This window comes from Mesorhizobium sp. WSM3868, from assembly GCF_002294785.1.
Classification (GTDB): Bacteria; Pseudomonadota; Alphaproteobacteria; order Rhizobiales; family Rhizobiaceae; genus Mesorhizobium.
In genome coordinates this window covers 206,786-223,904 of sequence record NZ_NSGB01000001.1, presented here as the reverse complement: position 1 = coordinate 223,904, position 17,119 = coordinate 206,786, and the positions used below count along the sequence as shown (strand labels likewise).

The following is a 17,119-nucleotide window of genomic DNA, read 5'->3' as shown; positions in this document are numbered from 1 at the left end:
CCCGGCCGTTCTGTCGCCGGCCGGGCGCAGCGTGGTCTAGGCGGAGGCGACCGCATAATCCTTGGCGAGGATGTACTGTGATGGATGCAGTTCGAAGCCCTGCACCTTCTTGTCCATGACGGTCGAGAAGATGCGCCAGAACGGCTGCACGATCGGGCCCTCGTCCTGCATGATCAGCTCGATCTTCTCCATCACCTTGCTGCGCTCCTTCGGGTCGAGAATGCCCTCGGCTTGGGTCAGCAGCTTGTCGAATTCGGCGTTCGAGAAATGCGATTCATTCCAGGCGGCATTGGAGCGGTAGGCGAGGCCGAGCGTCATGATGGCGAGCGGGCGGTGGCCCCAGGCGGTCAGGCTGAAGGGCGCGCTGGTCCACACTTCCCAGTACTGCGCGCTCGGCAGCGACTTGATGTTGGCCTTGATGCCGATGTCCTTCAGCTGTTCGGCCATCGCCTGTGTCGTGTTGAGCTCCCAGATCGGGTCGGGTCGTGTCACCAAATCCAATTCGAAACCGTCGGCATGGCCGGCGTCGGCCATCAGCTTCTTCGCCTTCTCGACGTCGCGCGGCCATTTGGGCAGCGCGGCATATTCGGGGTGCGACGGCGCCACATGGTGGTCCTCGGCCGGAGTGCCGGCGCCGAGCAGGACGGTCTGGATGATCTTGTCGCGGTCGAGCGCATGGCGCATGGCCTGGCGCACGCGCTTGTCCTTGAACTGCTCGACATCGGGATGCATGCGCATGACGATGGTTTGCGTCGTCTCGACCTTGTGGACCGAGACATGCGGGAAGGCCTTCATCGAATTGATCTGCACCGCGTCGGCTTCCGACAGGCCATCGACCTGCTTGGACGCCATCGCCGCGATGCCGGCGCCGGGATTGTCGCCGAGGTCGACGAATTCGAACGTGTCGAGATGCGCAGCACCGCCCCAATAATCGGCCCGCGCCTTGTACTTCGCGCCCTTGCCGACCGTGTATTCGACCATCTCGAACGGACCGGTGCCGTTGGCGCTCGGGCCGAAGGCGCCGTTGTCCTTCGGATCGAGGATGAACATCGGATAGTGGAAGAGATGTTCGGCGACCGCGATCTGCGGCGAGAACAGGTTCAGCCGCACCGTGCTGTCGTCGACCTTCTCGATCGCCTTGTCGGACCAGAGCCGGCTCGACTTCTTCGGATTGCCCTTGTCGTCCTTTTCGCCGGTATCGTACTCCTCGACGAGATAGCCGGTGAACAGGCCGAGCACCGAGGAGCCGACTTTGGGATCGCTGACACGCTTCAGGTTCCAGACCACGTCGTCGGCATTAAGCGCCCTGCCGTCACGCCATTTCACATCCTTGCGGATGTGCAGCGTCCAGGTCTTCAGGTCATCGCTGACGTCCCACTTCTCCAAGAGATAGGGGTGAGTGATGTTGTTGCGGTCGGTAAAGGTCAAATATTCGCAGACCTGGCGGATGACGTTGGATTTTTCGGCGAAGTCGGCCAGATGCGGATCCTTGATCTCCATGCAGCGCATGCCGATGCGCAAATTGCCGCCTTTCGGCAGGTCGCCGGCACGCGCTTGCGTCGCCGGGTCGATGATGCCGGCCATGGCATAGGCCGCGCCGGCCGAAAGCCCGAGCAGCGTCGACTTGCGCAAGAAGTCCCTGCGGCTGATCTCGCCCTCGTTAAGCTGATCGAGCAGTGTCGGAATATAGGGATGCGATCTCTTGTCCAAGGTCTCAACCTCCGAGTTGTCGCGATGCGCGTGCCGGACAGGGCGCTTCGGCGCTGTCTTTTCGACTGGTGCGGAACCGGTTTTGAAGGCCGCGGCGCGACCGCGCCGCCGGACCGTCAAGACGCATGGACGACGAGAGGCATGCCGGTCTGACCGGTCTGTCTCCGCGCTCGGAATGCAGGTCCATGGCGGGTGGCTCCCATTGGTGGCGCCGCTGGTCGCGGCTGCTCAATTCCCCGCCAAAAGCTACACCCGGCCTCTATGCCTACAAACGAAGATTGATGTGGCTATGACCTCGTTTTTTTTGCTCTTAACTGCCCCGAAAAGCAGCAGCCAGCCCCAATAGCAGGCTTTACAGTCGTTTCCCGAGCTTTCTACATTGCCGGCGTTCGAAAAAGTGGGGTCATGTTGTCGGCACAAGAGCCAGCACGAACCCCTGTTGTTATCCGGCCCGTCGCCCGGCCGTCCGGCTCCGGCACACAGCCACAAGGAACACGTAAATGCGGACCCATGCCCAGGCTGTTGTGATCGGCGGCGGCCTGATCGGATGCTCGATCCTCTATCATCTGACCAAGCACGGCTGGAGCGATGTCGTGCTGTTCGAGCGCGACGAGCTCACCTCGGGCTCGACCTGGCATGCTGCGGCCAACATTCACGGCTTGCACGACTCGACCAATATCAGCCGCCTGCAGCATTACACCATGGCGCTCTACAAGGAGCTCGAGAAGGAGACCGGTCAGGGCTGCGGCATTTTCCAGCCGGGATCGCTTTATCTCGCCCAGACCGAGGCGCGTGAACATCAGCTCCGGCTGCAGGAAGCCAAGGCGCGCCGCTACAAGATGAACTTCTACGAGGTCGACCGGTTGGAGGCCGAGCGGCTGCACCCGCTCGTCGATTTCGACGGTATACGCTGCATCATGTACGAACCCGAAGGCGGCAATGTCGATCCTTCGGGCGTGACGGCCGCCTACGCGGCCGGCGCGCGCCAGCGCGGCGCCGAGATCCACCGCTTCACCGCGGTGACCGGAACGGAGCAGCAGCCGGACGGCAGCTGGATCGTGCGCACCACCAAGGGCGACGTCCGCACGCAATGGGTGGTGAACGCCGCCGGTCTGTGGGCGCGTGAGGTCGGCGCCATGGCCGGATTGGCCCTGCCGCTCATCCCGACCGAGCACCAGTATTTCGTCACCGAGACCATCCCAGAGATCGCCTCGATGGGCCGGCGCCTGCCTTCGGTCGCCGACCGCGATGGCGAATATTACCTGCGCCAGGAGGGCCTCGGCCTGTTGATCGGCGCCTATGAGCGGGCGATGAAATTCTGGGCCGAGGACGGCACGCCCCAGGATTTCGGCCACGAGCTGTTCCCGGACGATCTGGAACGCATCGAGGAGAACATGATGCGCGCCATCGCCCGCGTGCCGGCGGTCGGCGCAGCCGGCGTCAAGAGGGTGATCAACGGACCGATGATCTGGTCGCCGGACAGCGCCGCGCTGTTCGGCCCGGTTCCGGAGCTGCGCAACTATTTCTGCTGCGCCGGCATCATTCCGGGCTTTTCGCAATCCGGCGGCCTCGGGCGCCTAGCGGCCGAGTGGATGATCGAGGGCGAGCCGACGCTCGACATGTTCGGCTGGGATCTCGCCCGCTTCGGCCACTGGGCGGGCAAGGCATTCATCAAGGCGCGCGTGCAGGACCAGTACAGCCACCGCTTCAAGATCCATTTCCCGAACGAGGAGCGCGCTGCGGGCCGGCCTGTGCGCACACGGCCGGCCTATTCCATGCAGAAGGAAAACGGCGCGGTGTTCGGCCTGAACTTCGGCTGGGAGCATCCGCTGTGGTTCTCGATCGACGGTGAGCCGCGCGAGGAGACGATCGGCTTCACCAGGCAGAACTGGTGGCACCCCGTCGGCCGCGAGGCGCGCATGCTGCGCGACCATGTCGGCATCATCGACATCTCCAACTTCGCCAAATACGAGGTGAAGGGGCCGGGCGCCGAGGCCTGGCTGAACGCGCTTTTCGCCAACAAGATTCCGTCGCGGGTCGGACGATCCTGCCTGACGCCGCTGATCGGCAGGCGCGGCGGCATCGCCGGCGACTTCACCGTCACCAAGCTGGCGGAGGACGAGTATCGCGTCTTCGGCTCCGGCATGGCGGAGCGCTATCATCAGCGTTTCTTCAAGATGCTGCCCTTGCCGGAGGGCACGACGTTCCGTTCGCTCACCGAGAACATGTGCGGCTTCAACGTCGCCGGGCCGAAGTCGCGCGCGGTGCTGCAACGCTTGACAAATGACGATTTGACGACGGCGTCGTTCCCCTTCATGGCCTCGCGCCGCATCACCGTTGCCGGCCTCGATGTCATTGCGCTGCGCGTCTCCTTCACCGGCGATCTCGGCTGGGAGCTCTATTGCGAGGAGAAGGACCAGACCGCTCTTTACAACGCCCTGCTCGACGCGGCGCGTCAGGAAGGCGGCGGGCCGGTCGGCTCGCGCGCGCTGATGTCGCTAAGGGTCGAGAAGGGCTATGGCAGCTGGGGCCGCGAATACTCGCCCGAATACTGGCCGCAGGAGGTCAAGTTCGACCGCCTGATCAAGATGGATAAGGGCGACTTCCTCAACCGCGACGCCTATGCCGCGCTGGCATCGCAGCCGGCCCGCGACGAGCTGATCATGATCTCGATCGAGGCGAAGGATGCCGACGCCACCGGCGGCGAGCCGATCTTCCTTCCCGATGGCACGCCGGTCGGCCAGGTCACGTCTGGCGCCTACGGCTATCATGTCGGCATGTCGCTGGCGCTCGGCTATGTGAAGGCCGGCTCGGTGAAATCGGGCGATGCCGTCACCGTCGCGATCCTCGGCCGGCCGCATAATGCCGTGTTGCTCGACAGGCCGCCCTTCGATCCCGATGGCAAGCGGCTGAGGGCCTGACCGGTGCTTGCCTGCCCGGTGACCCGCAACAGCACAGCGGCGTGAGCGGCACGAATGGCGCGGCGCTCGCATCAGCTGGTCGTAAAAGGCGGTAGGGTCGCTTTGGATGACGGTTGGCGGGATTGCGACGTCGGCATCGATGACGGCCGCATTGCCGCGATCGATTCAGGCCTGCAAGGTGGGCAAACCATTGACGCCGCGGGCCTGTGGGTGATGCCTGGCGGCATCGATGCCCACTGCCATCTCGACCAGCCTGTTTGGGGCGGGGCCGGTAACGCCGACGATTTTGAATCGGGCTCCATCTCGGCCGCATTCGGCGGTACGACCTGCATCGTGCCCTTCGGCATGCCGGGTCCAAATATGACCACGGTGGATGCGCTCGAACGGGCGATGGGCTGCGCGGCCGGCCGTTCCATCATCGACTACGGCCTCCATGCGGTGGTGACGATGGGGACCGGCGCCAACGTTGAGGCACAACTTAGCCAATTGGCCGGGCAAGGCATTGCTTCGGTCAAGCTTTTCATGACCTACCAGGGCTTCGCGGTCGACGACGACCTGTTCTTCACCGTGCTCGATACGGCGAGGAAGCTCGGCTGGATCGTCATGGTTCATGCCGAGAACGATGCCGCCATTCGGCGCACGCGGCAGCGGCTGATCGAGCTTGGCCGCACCGAGATGCGCTATCACGCCGTGGCGCACAGCGAGATCATGGAGCGCGAGGCGACCCATAGGGCTCTGGCGCTGGCGGAGATGACCGGCGCCCGCATGACCATCGTCCACGTGTCGTCGCAACAGTCCGCCGAGGAGGTCGCGCGGGCGCGTCAGCGCGGCGTCGACGTCGCGGCCGAAACCTGCCCGCAATACCTCTTCCTCGGTGCCGCGGACCTCGACCGCCCAGGCAGGGACGCTGCCCGCTTCGTCTTTTCGCCGCCGCCGCGCACGCCGCATAGCCGCGAGCATCTCTGGCGGCTGCTGGCGGAGGGTGGCCTCGACCTCTGGTCGTCCGATCATTCGCCCTATTATTTCGCCGACAAGATCGGCAAGGCGCCGGAGCCAGGGTTCACCACGACATTGAGCGGTATTCCGGGCCTGGAAACCAGGCTGCCGCTGCTGTTTTCCGAAGGGCTGCTGACGGGGCGCCTTTCGCTGCAGCGATATCTGGATCTGACCTCGCGCAATGCCGCTGCGATCTACGGTCTCGGCCACCGCAAGGGTCGCATCGCCCCCGGCCTAGACGCGGATCTCGCGCTCTGGGACCCGGCACGCAAGTGGACCATCAGCCACGAAATGCTGCACTCGCGCGTCGACTTTTCGCCTTACGAAGGCATGGCGGTGACGGGCAAGCCGATCACCGTGCTGCTGCGTGGTGAGCCGCTGATCGCGGGCGAAAAGCTGCAGGCGCAAGCTGGTTTCGGCGGCTTCGTCGCGCGCCGTCCCTCCGATCCGGCAAAGGCCGGCACGGCTGTGGAGGACACCACGCCATGGCTCGACCCCTGATTAGGCGACTTGGAATATCGGGCCTGGCAGAACGTCGGACTTACAGCTTGGGTCGCAAGGTCCGAAATGTGACCGAGTAGCGGTGTTCTGCGAGCGGCGGAATGCTGTGCTCCCATTCGTTGCGCGCCGGACCGGCCATGAGATAGGCGGATCTCGGCTCGACCTCGATCACCTGCCGGTCCCATGTCGCGCCGTTCCTGCGGCGCAGCCGGAAACTGCAGGATGCCAGCAGGGAGACGCCTGCGACGAGCTCGAAATGGGGCTTGTCGCGATGCCAGCCGATGCCCGCGCCAGGCCGGTATTCGTTGATCAGCACCTGCGAGAATTCCGACGCGGGCCGACCGGCGAAGACGGCGACCTTGTCGCGAAGCGGCAGCAGGAAGTCGGGTATGGCCGGTGCTTCCACGACCTCGCGGCGGTCGTAGTCGTAACGCAGCCCGAAGCCGATAACCTGCCTGTTGGCAAGATGGCCATGGAAGTCGAAGGGCTTGAACGGCAGGCCTTCGATGCAGCGGACCAACGCGCTTTCTTCGTTACGCGTGATCAGCTCCGGCCGGTAGCGGAATCCTTCCGGCAGGCTGTTCGGGATACCGAAAAGATCTCCTTGGCGGACTTGCGCCGTGGCGCTCGATTTCGTTGACGGCATGAACCTCAGATAGGCAATTCGGCGGGTCTCGCAAGGCCCTGATCCGTCGGCAGCCGGTGCGACGGAACCCATTGACAGCTACGGGAATTACGCATTGGCCAACGGGGCGCTCGTCATGCCTTCCACCGCCATCCGGAACATCTATTACGACCCGGCGACGAAGATCCTTTCGGTATGGTTCGTCCCGAGCGGCGACCGCTATGACTATGAGCAGGTTGAGGCCGAGACCTACGCGGCATTCAAGGCTGCTCGGTCCAAGGGCCGGTTCTTCAACGAGTTCCTGCGCGACCGATACAGCTTCCATCTGGTCGCGCACGGACCGCGGCATTGAACCAAAGCCCGCTCCCATGCCCTGCTCGAAACCACCCCTCCTGTCGTTGGGCAGGGCCTGTTAGCCTTATTGCTGAGCTACGGTTCGAACTGGAGAATTGGTATCTACCGGTGTGACTTTCGATCGGTTGGTGCGAGCTTGCGCAGCGCCGGTGCGCACCGCCGAGTGGCAGTCAACCTCACTTGCGCGGAACGTTCCTCTGCTGTCCCGGCGTGCTCTGCCTCCGACTTCGGTTCGATGCTGTCACAGTCTCGTGAGCTTCCGGGCCTTCGCCTGCAAAATTCGGAACAATGCCCCCGTTGAGAGGTTAGCGCCCCATAGCCAGCCCCGATGACAGCCAGCCTGGGAGCGAGCCATGTCCCGAATTTCCGCGCCAAGCACGACCGGCCTCAGCCGGCGAAGCTTCATGACAGCTACTGTCTCAGCCGCCGCGGCGGCGCCCTTGCTCAGCTCCCCAACGAGAGCGGAAAAACCGGCCGCGACCCGTTCCGGCTTGAGGGAAACGGTCGCGGTATCGTTGCGCATCAACAAGCAGCCTTACGAGCTTTCGCTGGATGCCAGGACCAGCCTGCTTGACGCCCTGCGGGACCATGTCGGCCTTACCGGCACGAAAAAAGGTTGCGACCACGGGCAGTGCGGCGCCTGCACCGTTCTGGTGGACGGAAAGCGCGTGCTCTCCTGCTTGAGCTTCGCCGTGATGAACGACGGCAAGGAGGTGACGACCGTCGAAGGGCTTGCCTCGAGCGACGGCAAGCTGCATCCGATGCAGCAGGCCTTCATCGACCACGACGCGTTCCAGTGCGGCTACTGCACGCCGGGTCAGATCATGTCGGCCATCGGCTGCGTCAACGAAGGCCACGCCAACTCCGAGGACGACATCCGCGAATATATGAGCGGCAATATCTGCCGCTGTGCGGCCTATCCGAACATCGTCGCCGCGCTCGTCCAGGCGCGCGATCAGGCGAGAGGAACCTGACGATGCGCCCCTTCATCTATGAACGGCCGACGGACGTCTCCGCCGCGGTCGCCATCGCGTCCCGCTTTACGGCCGAGGACGACCAGCCGACGCGGGCGAACGCGCAGTTCATCGCCGGCGGCACCAATCTTGCCGACTATATGAAACTTGGGGTGGCGGCGCCCAACCGGTTGCTGGACCTCAACCGGCTCGAAGAGCCAGGGCTGAGGCAGATCAGGGTTACCGACGACGGCGTGCGCTTCGGCGCCCTGGTGCGGATGGGCGAGGCTGCCGACCACGGCGAAGTCAAACGCCGCTATCCCGTCATTGCCGATAGTTTGCGGCTGGCGGCAAGCGGTCAGATCCGCAACATGGCGAGCCTGGCCGGCAACATGCTGCAGCGAACGCGCTGCGAATATTTCCGCGAGCCCTCCTGGGCCTGCAACAAGCGGGTGCCGGGTTCGGGTTGCGCGGCGATGGAAGGCTTCAACCGCCAGCACGCGGTGCTGGGCGCCAGCGATGCCTGCATTGCCACCTATCACGGCGACTTTGCCCAGGCTTTGATTGCGCTCGATGCCGTTATTCGAGCCGAGGGGTCTCGCGGAGCGCGCGAAATTCCCTTTGCCAGGCTGCATCGGCTGCCCCGCGACACGCCGCATATCGAGACGGATCTGGCGGCGGACGAGATCATCACCGCCATCGAGGTGCCTGCCTTACCGTGGGCCCGGCGCTCGCATTACCTGAAGATCCGCGACCGCGAGTCTTATGCTTTTGCGCTGGCCTCGGCGGCCGTTGCGCTCGACCTCGACGGCGACAGCGTCCGCGAGGCAAGGATTGCGCTCGGCGGGCTGGCGACGGTGCCGTGGCGCGCCGGCGAGGCCGAAGCGGCCCTGCAGGGCAAGAAGCTCGACGAGGCATCGGCAGGTGCGGCGGCGGACGCTGCCTTTGCCGATGCCGAACCGCGCCAGCACAATGCGTTCAAGGTCGAGCTCGGCAAGCGGACGCTGGTGCGCGCGCTGCTCGAAACGCGAGACATGAAGGTGTGACCATGGACCCAGCCGCTCCGAAGCCCAAGGAGAACATGGGCGAACCGCTGCCTCGCGTCGATGCGCGGCTGAAAGTCACCGGGCAAGCCCACTATCCGGCAGACCTGCCGACGGCAAACCTAGCCTATGGCGCGCTCGCCACCAGCAGCATCGCCAAGGGCAGGGTGACGAAGCTTCACCTGGACGATGCCCGTGCCGTGCCCGGCCTTCTCGACATCGTCACTTATGGCGACATGGACAAGGTAGAGAAGCCGAAATTCGGCAACGCCGGCGCGACCTCGATCGGACCGCTGCATGACAGGACGATTTTCCACGACGGCCAGATCATCGCCTTGGCCGTTGCCGAGACATTCGAGGCGGCGGAGGAGGCGGCCGAGTTGATCCGCGCCGATTATGAGGAAGAGAAGCCGACCGCGAGTTTCGATAGTCCCGGCACCAAAACCATTCCCGCCGCCGGCAAGAGTCCACTGTTCAAGGAGGATGTGAAAGCAGGCGATTTCGACGCCGCCTACGCAGCCGCCGCGGTCAAGATCGACGCCCGTTATTCAACGCCCACCCAGCACCACAACCCGATCGAGCTGTTCTCCACGACGGCATTTTGGCAGGGCGATCAGCTCATCGTCCACGAGCCGTCTCAGAACGTCACCGGCTGGAAGGCCGAACTTGCGAGAGAATTGAAAATCGATCCGGCCAATGTGCGCATCGTCAGTCCCTTCATCGGCGGCGCCTTCGGCTCAAAAGGACCGATGACGCCGCGCACCGCCATCGTCGCAGTAGCCGCAAAGCGTCTCGGGCGTCCCGTGCGCTGCGTGACGAGCCGCATGCAGGCTTTCGGCACACAGACTTACCGGGCCGAAACCCGCCACCGCATCCGGATCGGCGCCGGCAAGGACGGCCGCATCACCGCTTTCGCGCACGAAGGATGGGAGGTGACATCGCGCCCTGATCCCTATGTTGTCGGCGGCACCTCGGCGACCGGCCGCATGTACGACTACGGCTCGGTGTTGACGCATGTGTCGCTGGTCCAGGCAGATCGCAACACGCCGGGCTACATGCGTTCGCCGCCCGAGACACCTTACGTCTACGCGCTGGAAAACGCGATGGACGAGATGGCGGTGGCGCTTGGCATGGACCCGGTCGAGTTCCGCCGCATCAATGAGCCGAAGGCGGAACCGATCGGCAAGAAGCCCTTCTCCAGCCGCTCGCTGATCCAATGCTATGAACAGGCGGCCAATGCCTTCGGCTGGGCGAAGCGGGACCCCAAGGTCGGCGCGATGCGCGACGGCGACTGGCTGATCGGCATGGGCTGCGCCACCGCCATCTACCCCACCGCGGTGGCACCATGCGCGGCGCGCGTGCGCCTGACGTCGGATGGCGATGTGCGGGTGCAATGCGGCTCGCATGAGATCGGCACCGGCGTCCGGACAGTGGCCGCCCAGATGGCCTCGGAACGTCTTGGCGTTTCGATCGACAAGGTGACCGTCGAAATGGGCGACAGCAGCCTGCCTCCGGCCCCGGTCTCAGGTGGTTCGATTTCCACCGCAAGCGTCTGCTCGGCGGTTCTGAAGGCTTGCGATGCCATCCGGGCGAAGCTCTCCGCCGGAGCCACGGCCGAAGGCGGCCCGCTTGCCGGCTCACATAACGAGGAACTGGACCTTGACGGCGGCAAGCTTGCGGCCAGGGGCGGAGCGTCCGCGAAGATCGAGGACGTCTTCAAGGCGATGCAAATTGGCGCGATCGAGGAATATGCCGAGTTTGCCCCGAAAGGTGCGACGCCTGAGGCAGTGAAGAAACTCTATGCCGGTCAGTCGGAATTCCATGGCGGCGATCAGGACGAGGACTCGGTGAAATACGCCTTCGGCGCGGAGTTCGTCGAAGTTCGCATCAACAGCTATACTCGGGAAATCCGTGTGCCGCGCATCGTCGGCGCTTTCGCGGCCGGCCGCATCATGAACACGCGCACCGCGCGCAGCCAGCTGATGGGCGGCATGATCTGGGGCATCGGCCAGGCGCTGCATGAAGCGACCGAGGTCGACAGGCGCTATGCCCGCTACGTCAACCGCGACCTGCAGGATTACCTCGTGCCGGTCAACGCCGACATCAGGGACCTGCAGGTGATCCTGGTCCCGGAGGTAGACCACGCCGTCAATCCGGCCGGCGTCAAAGGCTTGGGCGAACTCGGCAATGTCGGCACCGCCGCCGCCGTTGCCAGCGCGGTCTACCACGCGACGGGCAAGCGCATCCGCGATCTGCTGATCAGGATCGACCAGCTTATCGCTTGACGATACGGGCGAGCGGCAGCGCGCCGCGATCTGCTCATCAATCCGCTGATTGCCGAGCCGCCCGTGCAATGCGAGCACACCCCCGCGTTGCAACGGCGGATAGCTTCCGACCATAATCCGTCGAATTTTCCCTGCCCGCTTGCCAGCGAGCGCCCCGCTTCGGTTTCGGCGAAGCAAAGGACAGAAAAAGACTTCTTTTTGCGATCCGGCCCGGATGCTCTCTTGCCGACCCTAGAACACGCGAAGGCTCGCCTGGGAGGCGACGCATAACGAGAGCGGCTCGAAATGTCCGCCCTTCTGTGGCTCGATCGCGCGTCTGCGTCATTTTGGCGAGGTGCAAGGTTGCGAGCGCGGAGTCTGGCAGCTATGTGGGGCCGGACATTCCCGGCGAGAAGGCAGAACCGATGAACGTCCATTCCACGTCCAAATCGCACGGCGGCATCCAGGGCGTCTATTCGCACGCGTCGGAAGTCTGCGCTTGCGACATGACCTTTGCCGTCTTCGTGCCGCCCCAGGCGAAGGACGGGCCTTTGCCAGTTTTGTGGTATCTATCGGGGCTCACCTGCACCCATGCCAACGTCATGGACAAGGGCGAATACCGGCGCCTGGCGGCCGAGCTTGGACTCGTCGTCGTCTGCCCCGACACCAGCCCGCGCGGTCCGGACGTTCCCGATGAGAAGGACAATTGGCAGTTCGGTTGCGGCGCCGGCTTCTATGTCGATGCCACGCAAGCGCCCTACGCGAAGAACTATCGCATGTACTCCTACGTCACCGAGGAGTTGCCGGCGCTTATTGAGGCCAAATTCCCGGTCGATATTTCGCGCCAGTCGATCTTCGGCCATTCGATGGGCGGGCACGGCGCGCTGACCATCGCACTGAAGAACCCGGGGCGCTTCCGCAGCTGCTCGGCGTTCGCGCCGATCGTGCAGCCGACGACGGCGGGCTGGTCGCGGCCGGCACTGGAAAAATACCTGGGATCAGACGAAAAGAGCTGGCGCGCCCATGACGCCACGCTGCTCATCGAGGACGGCCATCGTTACGGCGAACTGCTCGTCGACCAGGGCAGCGCCGACGGCTTCCTCCAGGATGGTCTTCGTCCCTGGCTGCTCGAAGAGGCGTGCAAAAAGGCCGACATCGCGCTGACGATGCGCATGCAGGAAGGCTACGATCATTCCTACAATTTCATCTCGACCTTCATTGACGACCATTTGAAGTGGCATGCGGCGCGGCTGGCATAGGCAGCGCAAACGCCCGGCAGCCCTGAACCGGAAGTTGGATGGCCGCGACGCAATCCGGCGATCCAACGCGTCTTCTCATTGCGGTGAATAGGTCTCTGGAGTAATTTAGTACTTGGTTGGATGAGACGCATGCCCGCTAGCGTTATGCATGCGGTCTGCTCTGGTCCCGGCAGATTGTGAACTCTTTAACAGACCTCGGCGCCGCAAGCTGCGTTCCTGTGGCCGACAGGTCATAGCAGTTAAGGATTTGCCATGCTGCGATGCTGCGCGTTCCTTGCAGCCCTGGTTCTCGTGAGCTTCACGGCCTTCGAAGCTCATGCGGAGCGCAGGGTCGCCTTTGTGATCGGCAATTCCGAATACCGCGACATCCCGGCTCTCAAGAACCCGGACAAGGATGCCGAGGATGTGTCGAACACATTCCGCCTTGCCGGATTCGACGTGTTCGTCGCCAAGGATCTCACCAAGCTTCGGTTCGAGGAGCAGTTCCGCAACTATCTCGCCGCGGCGGACGGTGCCGATCTCGCCGTCGTCTACTATTCGGGCCACGGTTTTCAGATCGGCGGCGAGAATTTCCTCATCCCGGTCGATGCCTCGCTCAAGGCCGCGGCCGACATCGAGGTCCAGGCGATCAAGCTCGACGACGTGCTGGAACAGCTGCGGGCGAAATCGAAAATCCAGGTGATCATCCTCGATGCCTGCCGCAACAATCCGTTCCCGCGCAAGGACTATTGGTTGCGGGACCAGCTGATTGCCGCGGGCGGCACCGGACTTGCGCAGGTGAAGAGCTCGCTGAACACGCTGATTGCCTTCGCCACCGAGCCGGGAGCCGTCGCCTATGACGGAGCGAGCGATCTCAGTCCCTTCTCGTCCGCCTTCTCGCGCCGGGCGCTGGCGCCCAACCAGGAGATCCGCACGGTGATGGCGGCGGTTCGCCGCGACGTGGTCAAAGCCACGGATGGCAAGCAGGTTCCTTGGGAGAATTCGTCGCTGATCGACGAGGTGGTGCTGATGCGCCGCGCCAGTCGACCGGCACTGCCGCCGGTGCTGGAAAAGGTCGTGCCGTCGGGCGTCGGACCGGTGGCGCTTGACCTGCCGGAGCCGGTCGATGTCGACGGCGGCGCGGTCACCGTCAGCATCGAAAGGCCGCCGGCGCTTGGACGCCTGACGCTGGACGGCAAGCCTGTCGCTATCGGCCAGCCGATTGCGGGCAATGATCTGCCGCGCCTTAAGATGGACGTGCCGAAAGGATCCGGCGCGCAGGAAGAGGTCGACATGCTGGCCTATGCCACGCATGACAATTGGGGCGGTCAATCCCAAGGTATCCTGGTGTTTCGGGTCAAGAACGGGAACGCCGCCGAAGGGCAGCAGCTCATGGCTTCGCTCGAGGCCGAGCAGGAGCAGCAGGTGCTGGAGCGCGGCATTCACATCACCGGCGCCGCCGAGGCGATCGAGAACCGTGACGTAAGCGTCCCGGTCGGTGTCGGCCCGGTGCCGCTGAAGCTCATTTTCCCGACCAAGGATCCCGCCGTCAGCGTGAAGCTTGCAAGCTATCCGGCAACGGGAACGCTGTCGCTGCCGGACCGGACCTTGTCTCCGGATTCAAGCCTGATGGCCGATGAAGTCGACCACTTGCGCTACGAGCCCCAGATCGGCGCCGTCAAGCCGCTGAGCGTCGGCTTCGAAATAAGGGCCGACAACACGCCGTCAAAGCCGGCGACGATGAAGCTGTCGCCAAGCGTCGACGCCTGTGACAGGGAGGCCGGCGAGCCTCTCGACCTGCAGGGCGTCGTCCCCGGCCTGCTGCCGAACGAAATCAGCAGCAACGCCGTGGATGTCTGCCGGGCAGCGGTGAAAGCCTATCCCGACGTCGCCCGCTTCCGTTACCAGCTCGGGCGTGCGCTGCTTGTTATCGGCAAGGTCGAGGAGGCCAAGAAGGCCATCCAGGAAGCTGCCGACAGGGGGCATGTCCGGGCGGTGTTCGAGCTTGGGTATCTCAACGCCACGGGAACGGGAATGCCCGTCAATCGCAAGCAGGCCAACACCTTCTATGCCGCAGCGTCCGACAAGGGCGATCCCTATGGGATGACCTCGTGGGGTCGCGCCCTGTTCAACGGCTATGGCGTCGATCGTGATGCCACCAAGGGCCTGGACCTGCTGCTCAAAGCGGCGGCGATGGGGCACACCTATGCCATGAACGACCTCGCCGCGATTTTTACGGAAGGTCGTAACGGCGTACCTGCCGATCCGGCTCGCGCCGTGGCCTTCCTCAAAGCGGGCGTCGAACGGCAGGACATGTATTCGATGAACCTGCTCGGCCGAAATTATCTCGCCGGCACTGGGGTTGAGAAGGATCCCAAGAGCGCGCTCGAACTCTTCCAGAAATCCATGGATCTCGGCCAACCCTACGCTCCCGGCAGCTTGGCGCGTATGTACAGGGACGGTGTCGGTGTGCAGCAGGACCTTGCTGAGGCGCAACGCCTTTTCGAGGTAGCGACCGACCGCGGTGATCAGTCGGCCGCATATGATCGCGCGGCTCTGGAACTGCAGCGGGGCGACAAGGCGGACCAGCCTCTCGCCGTACGTTACCTTGCTTTCGCGGCGGCGCTCGATGTTCGCAACGAAATTCCAGATGCCAAGGCCACGCTGGCGAAGTTCGGAGCTAAAGCGAAAACGGCGGCCCTGAAACAGCTGCGTGGGGAACTCAAATCAAAGATTTCGGCGGAAGGCTCGTTAGACGTTCAACTGGTCAAGACGGCCAGAGCGGTCTGGGAGCAAGCCAATCCGCGTCGGGACTTGTTCTGATCAACAAGGAGGCAATGGTGGGCAGGGCATCGAAACTGGCAATCATCGCAACATTCCTAACTGGAGTTCTGGCTGTCGCGGGGTGCACCGCCGTGACGCCCCAGGTCGAACCGGAGCCGACGACGAAGCAAAAAGTCGTTCGGACAACGACCACGCCAAAGGTGATCAAGCAGAAGAAGGTCACCGCGAAGAAGCCGATCGAACCGGCGGAGGTAACAACTGAAGCTCCGCCTCCAGTTATTCCAGCGATGGGCGGAGGCGGTAGCGGCGGCAATAGTGGTGGTGGCGGCGGCTGGGGAGGTTGACCCCAAGGGGCGCAAGGCGGCTATACGTGATCGCCGACATTCGAGCAGGCTTGGCTAGTTTGAGCAGGCTTGGCTAGTAAGCATCGGCCGATTGCTGCTGCGCCTCCATCTCCGCCATCTCGATGCCCATCTCGACGAAGGCTGAAAGCACGGTAAACCGGTCCGCGAGCGATACCCGCGCAAGGCCTGCCAGTATCCCCGCGCCGACGGCATGGGCGGTCGGAAATTCGGCTGTCGCCTGATCGATGCCCGAGTCGCCGTCGCGCCAGCCTGCTGCCAAAGCGATCCAGGAAACCGGCGTCGCGGGCGGCACCTCAACGGCCTGGGCCACCGCCTCGCGATGGTCGGGATTGCCGGGTTCGCCGACCCAGTCGCCGACGAGCGCAAGCAATTCGAGGTCCGTGTCGCCGAGGAGCTCGGCAAGGTTGCTTAGGCACTCATGCGCCCACCAGATCGCGGGCCGCTCGGGCAGCAGATAGGCGCAGAAGGTGATTGCTTCCTCCGGCACGCGCCCGGCGAGCAGCGCCCGGCAAAACTCGATCGAGGGCTGGTCTGTCGGGACCGCTTTCATGTCCCGGGCAATGGCCGGGCAAGCGTTGAAGAGATCCCGCGCCGTCCTGAACCGGAGCCCCCTCGCCATGGCTGCCACGCCCTTATTAGGAATAGAGATACTGAAGCCCCGGCGGAGGCGCTGGTCAAGCATTAGCTTAGCAAATGACGAGCGCTCGTAGCGTGTGTTTGTTCACAGACAACCGGCGCGAGATTTGCTATCGTCCGCCGCAGCGAGATCCGCTCAAACAGGGAGTAACGATCATGCGGTGGGCCAGTTCAGCCTTTGCATTGGCGGCCGTGCTTTTTTCGACGCACGTTTCCGCTGATCCGCTTCAGAAATCCGAAGACATCGTGAAGTTCTTCACCGGCGCGAGCAATCTCGGCGCGACGCGCGGGATTTGCGTCGGCACTGAAGAAGAGTGCAAGAGCAAGAACGAACAGACCGCGGCCCCGACCAAAACCGGGCTCGACATGATGATCAATTTCGCGCTGGATTCGGCCCAGCTCGACCAGACCGCGCGCACCGAGCTCGACGAGTTCGCCAAGGCGCTGAAAGACAACCGGTTGAGTTCGTTCAGCTTCGTTGTCGAAGGCCACACCGATGCTTCGGGTTCGGATCGCTACAATCAGGAGCTGTCGCAGCGCAGGGCGAAATCGGTTGCCGCATTCCTGACCGCGAACGGCGTACAGGCCACCCGGCTCGAAGCTATTGGTCTCGGCAAGTCGCACCCGCGCGTCGCCAATCCCTACGATCCGGTCAACCGCCGGGTCGAGATGCGGATCAGGACGGAATAAGCCGCACGAATCACTCACGCTGCGAACAGCGATCGGCGG

General features: G+C 63.8%; 13 protein-coding genes. 10 read left to right on the top strand and 3 right to left on the bottom strand.

The window, feature by feature from the left end:
- Positions 1-36: 36 nt before the first annotated feature.
- Positions 37-1,710 (bottom strand): ABC transporter substrate-binding protein, encoded by a 1,674-nt coding sequence (locus tag CK221_RS01020; protein ID WP_095776667.1) that lies wholly within the window; start codon positions 1,708-1,710, stop codon positions 37-39.
- 500 nt (positions 1,711-2,210) lie between these two features.
- Here CK221_RS01020 and CK221_RS01015 point away from each other — a divergent pair, with 500 nt between their 5' ends.
- Together CK221_RS01015 and hydA are read left to right on the top strand one after the other, a co-directional pair.
- Positions 2,211-4,631 (top strand): FAD-dependent oxidoreductase, encoded by a 2,421-nt coding sequence (locus CK221_RS01015; protein ID WP_095776326.1) that lies wholly within the window; start codon positions 2,211-2,213, stop codon positions 4,629-4,631.
- Between the two features lie 54 nt (positions 4,632-4,685).
- Entirely contained in the window at positions 4,686-6,128 is a 1,443-nt protein-coding gene (gene hydA, locus CK221_RS01010) for a dihydropyrimidinase (RefSeq protein WP_095776325.1), read from the top strand.
- Between the two features lie 40 nt (positions 6,129-6,168).
- Here hydA and CK221_RS01005 read toward each other — a convergent pair whose 3' ends face one another.
- Entirely contained in the window at positions 6,169-6,774 is a 606-nt protein-coding gene (locus tag CK221_RS01005) for an alpha-ketoglutarate-dependent dioxygenase AlkB (RefSeq protein ID WP_095776324.1), read from the bottom strand.
- Between the two features lie 115 nt (positions 6,775-6,889).
- Between CK221_RS01005 and CK221_RS01000 the strand changes: the two genes are divergently transcribed.
- The 7 genes from CK221_RS01000 to CK221_RS00970 all read left to right on the top strand — a co-directional run bounded on the left by CK221_RS01000 (position 6,890) and on the right by CK221_RS00970 (position 15,733).
- The gene (locus CK221_RS01000) at positions 6,890-7,105 is read left to right on the top strand and encodes a KTSC domain-containing protein (RefSeq protein ID WP_066989414.1); all 216 of its coding nucleotides are present in this window, start codon (positions 6,890-6,892) and stop codon (positions 7,103-7,105) included.
- A gap of 355 nt (positions 7,106-7,460) precedes the next feature.
- Complete coding sequence (locus CK221_RS00995) at positions 7,461-8,081, top strand: (2Fe-2S)-binding protein (RefSeq protein ID WP_066989119.1); 621 nt, start codon at positions 7,461-7,463, stop codon at positions 8,079-8,081.
- Positions 8,082-8,083: 2 nt separating this feature from the next.
- Positions 8,084-9,106 (top strand): xanthine dehydrogenase family protein subunit M, encoded by a 1,023-nt coding sequence (locus tag CK221_RS00990; RefSeq protein WP_095776323.1) that lies wholly within the window; start codon positions 8,084-8,086, stop codon positions 9,104-9,106.
- A gap of 2 nt (positions 9,107-9,108) precedes the next feature.
- Complete coding sequence (locus CK221_RS00985) at positions 9,109-11,388, top strand: xanthine dehydrogenase family protein molybdopterin-binding subunit (protein ID WP_095776322.1); 2,280 nt, start codon at positions 9,109-9,111, stop codon at positions 11,386-11,388.
- Between the two features lie 404 nt (positions 11,389-11,792).
- Complete coding sequence (gene fghA, locus CK221_RS00980; RefSeq protein WP_095776321.1) at positions 11,793-12,626, top strand: S-formylglutathione hydrolase; 834 nt, start codon at positions 11,793-11,795, stop codon at positions 12,624-12,626.
- A 252-nt stretch (positions 12,627-12,878) separates the two neighbouring features.
- Positions 12,879-15,428, top strand: a complete 2,550-nt coding sequence (locus CK221_RS00975; protein WP_095776320.1) for a caspase family protein — start codon at positions 12,879-12,881, stop codon at positions 15,426-15,428.
- 14 nt (positions 15,429-15,442) lie between these two features.
- The gene (locus CK221_RS00970) at positions 15,443-15,733 is read left to right on the top strand and encodes a hypothetical protein (RefSeq protein ID WP_095776319.1); all 291 of its coding nucleotides are present in this window, start codon (positions 15,443-15,445) and stop codon (positions 15,731-15,733) included.
- 73 nt (positions 15,734-15,806) lie between these two features.
- Here the strand turns inward: CK221_RS00970 and CK221_RS00965 are convergent, their stop codons facing one another.
- Complete coding sequence (locus CK221_RS00965) at positions 15,807-16,304, bottom strand: hypothetical protein (protein ID WP_245430554.1); 498 nt, start codon at positions 16,302-16,304, stop codon at positions 15,807-15,809.
- Between the two features lie 242 nt (positions 16,305-16,546).
- Between CK221_RS00965 and CK221_RS00960 the strand changes: the two genes are divergently transcribed.
- Positions 16,547-17,080: an OmpA family protein gene (locus CK221_RS00960; protein WP_066989109.1), complete on the top strand. Its 534-nt coding sequence runs from the start codon at positions 16,547-16,549 to the stop codon at positions 17,078-17,080.
- The last annotated feature ends 39 nt before the right edge of the window (positions 17,081-17,119 follow it).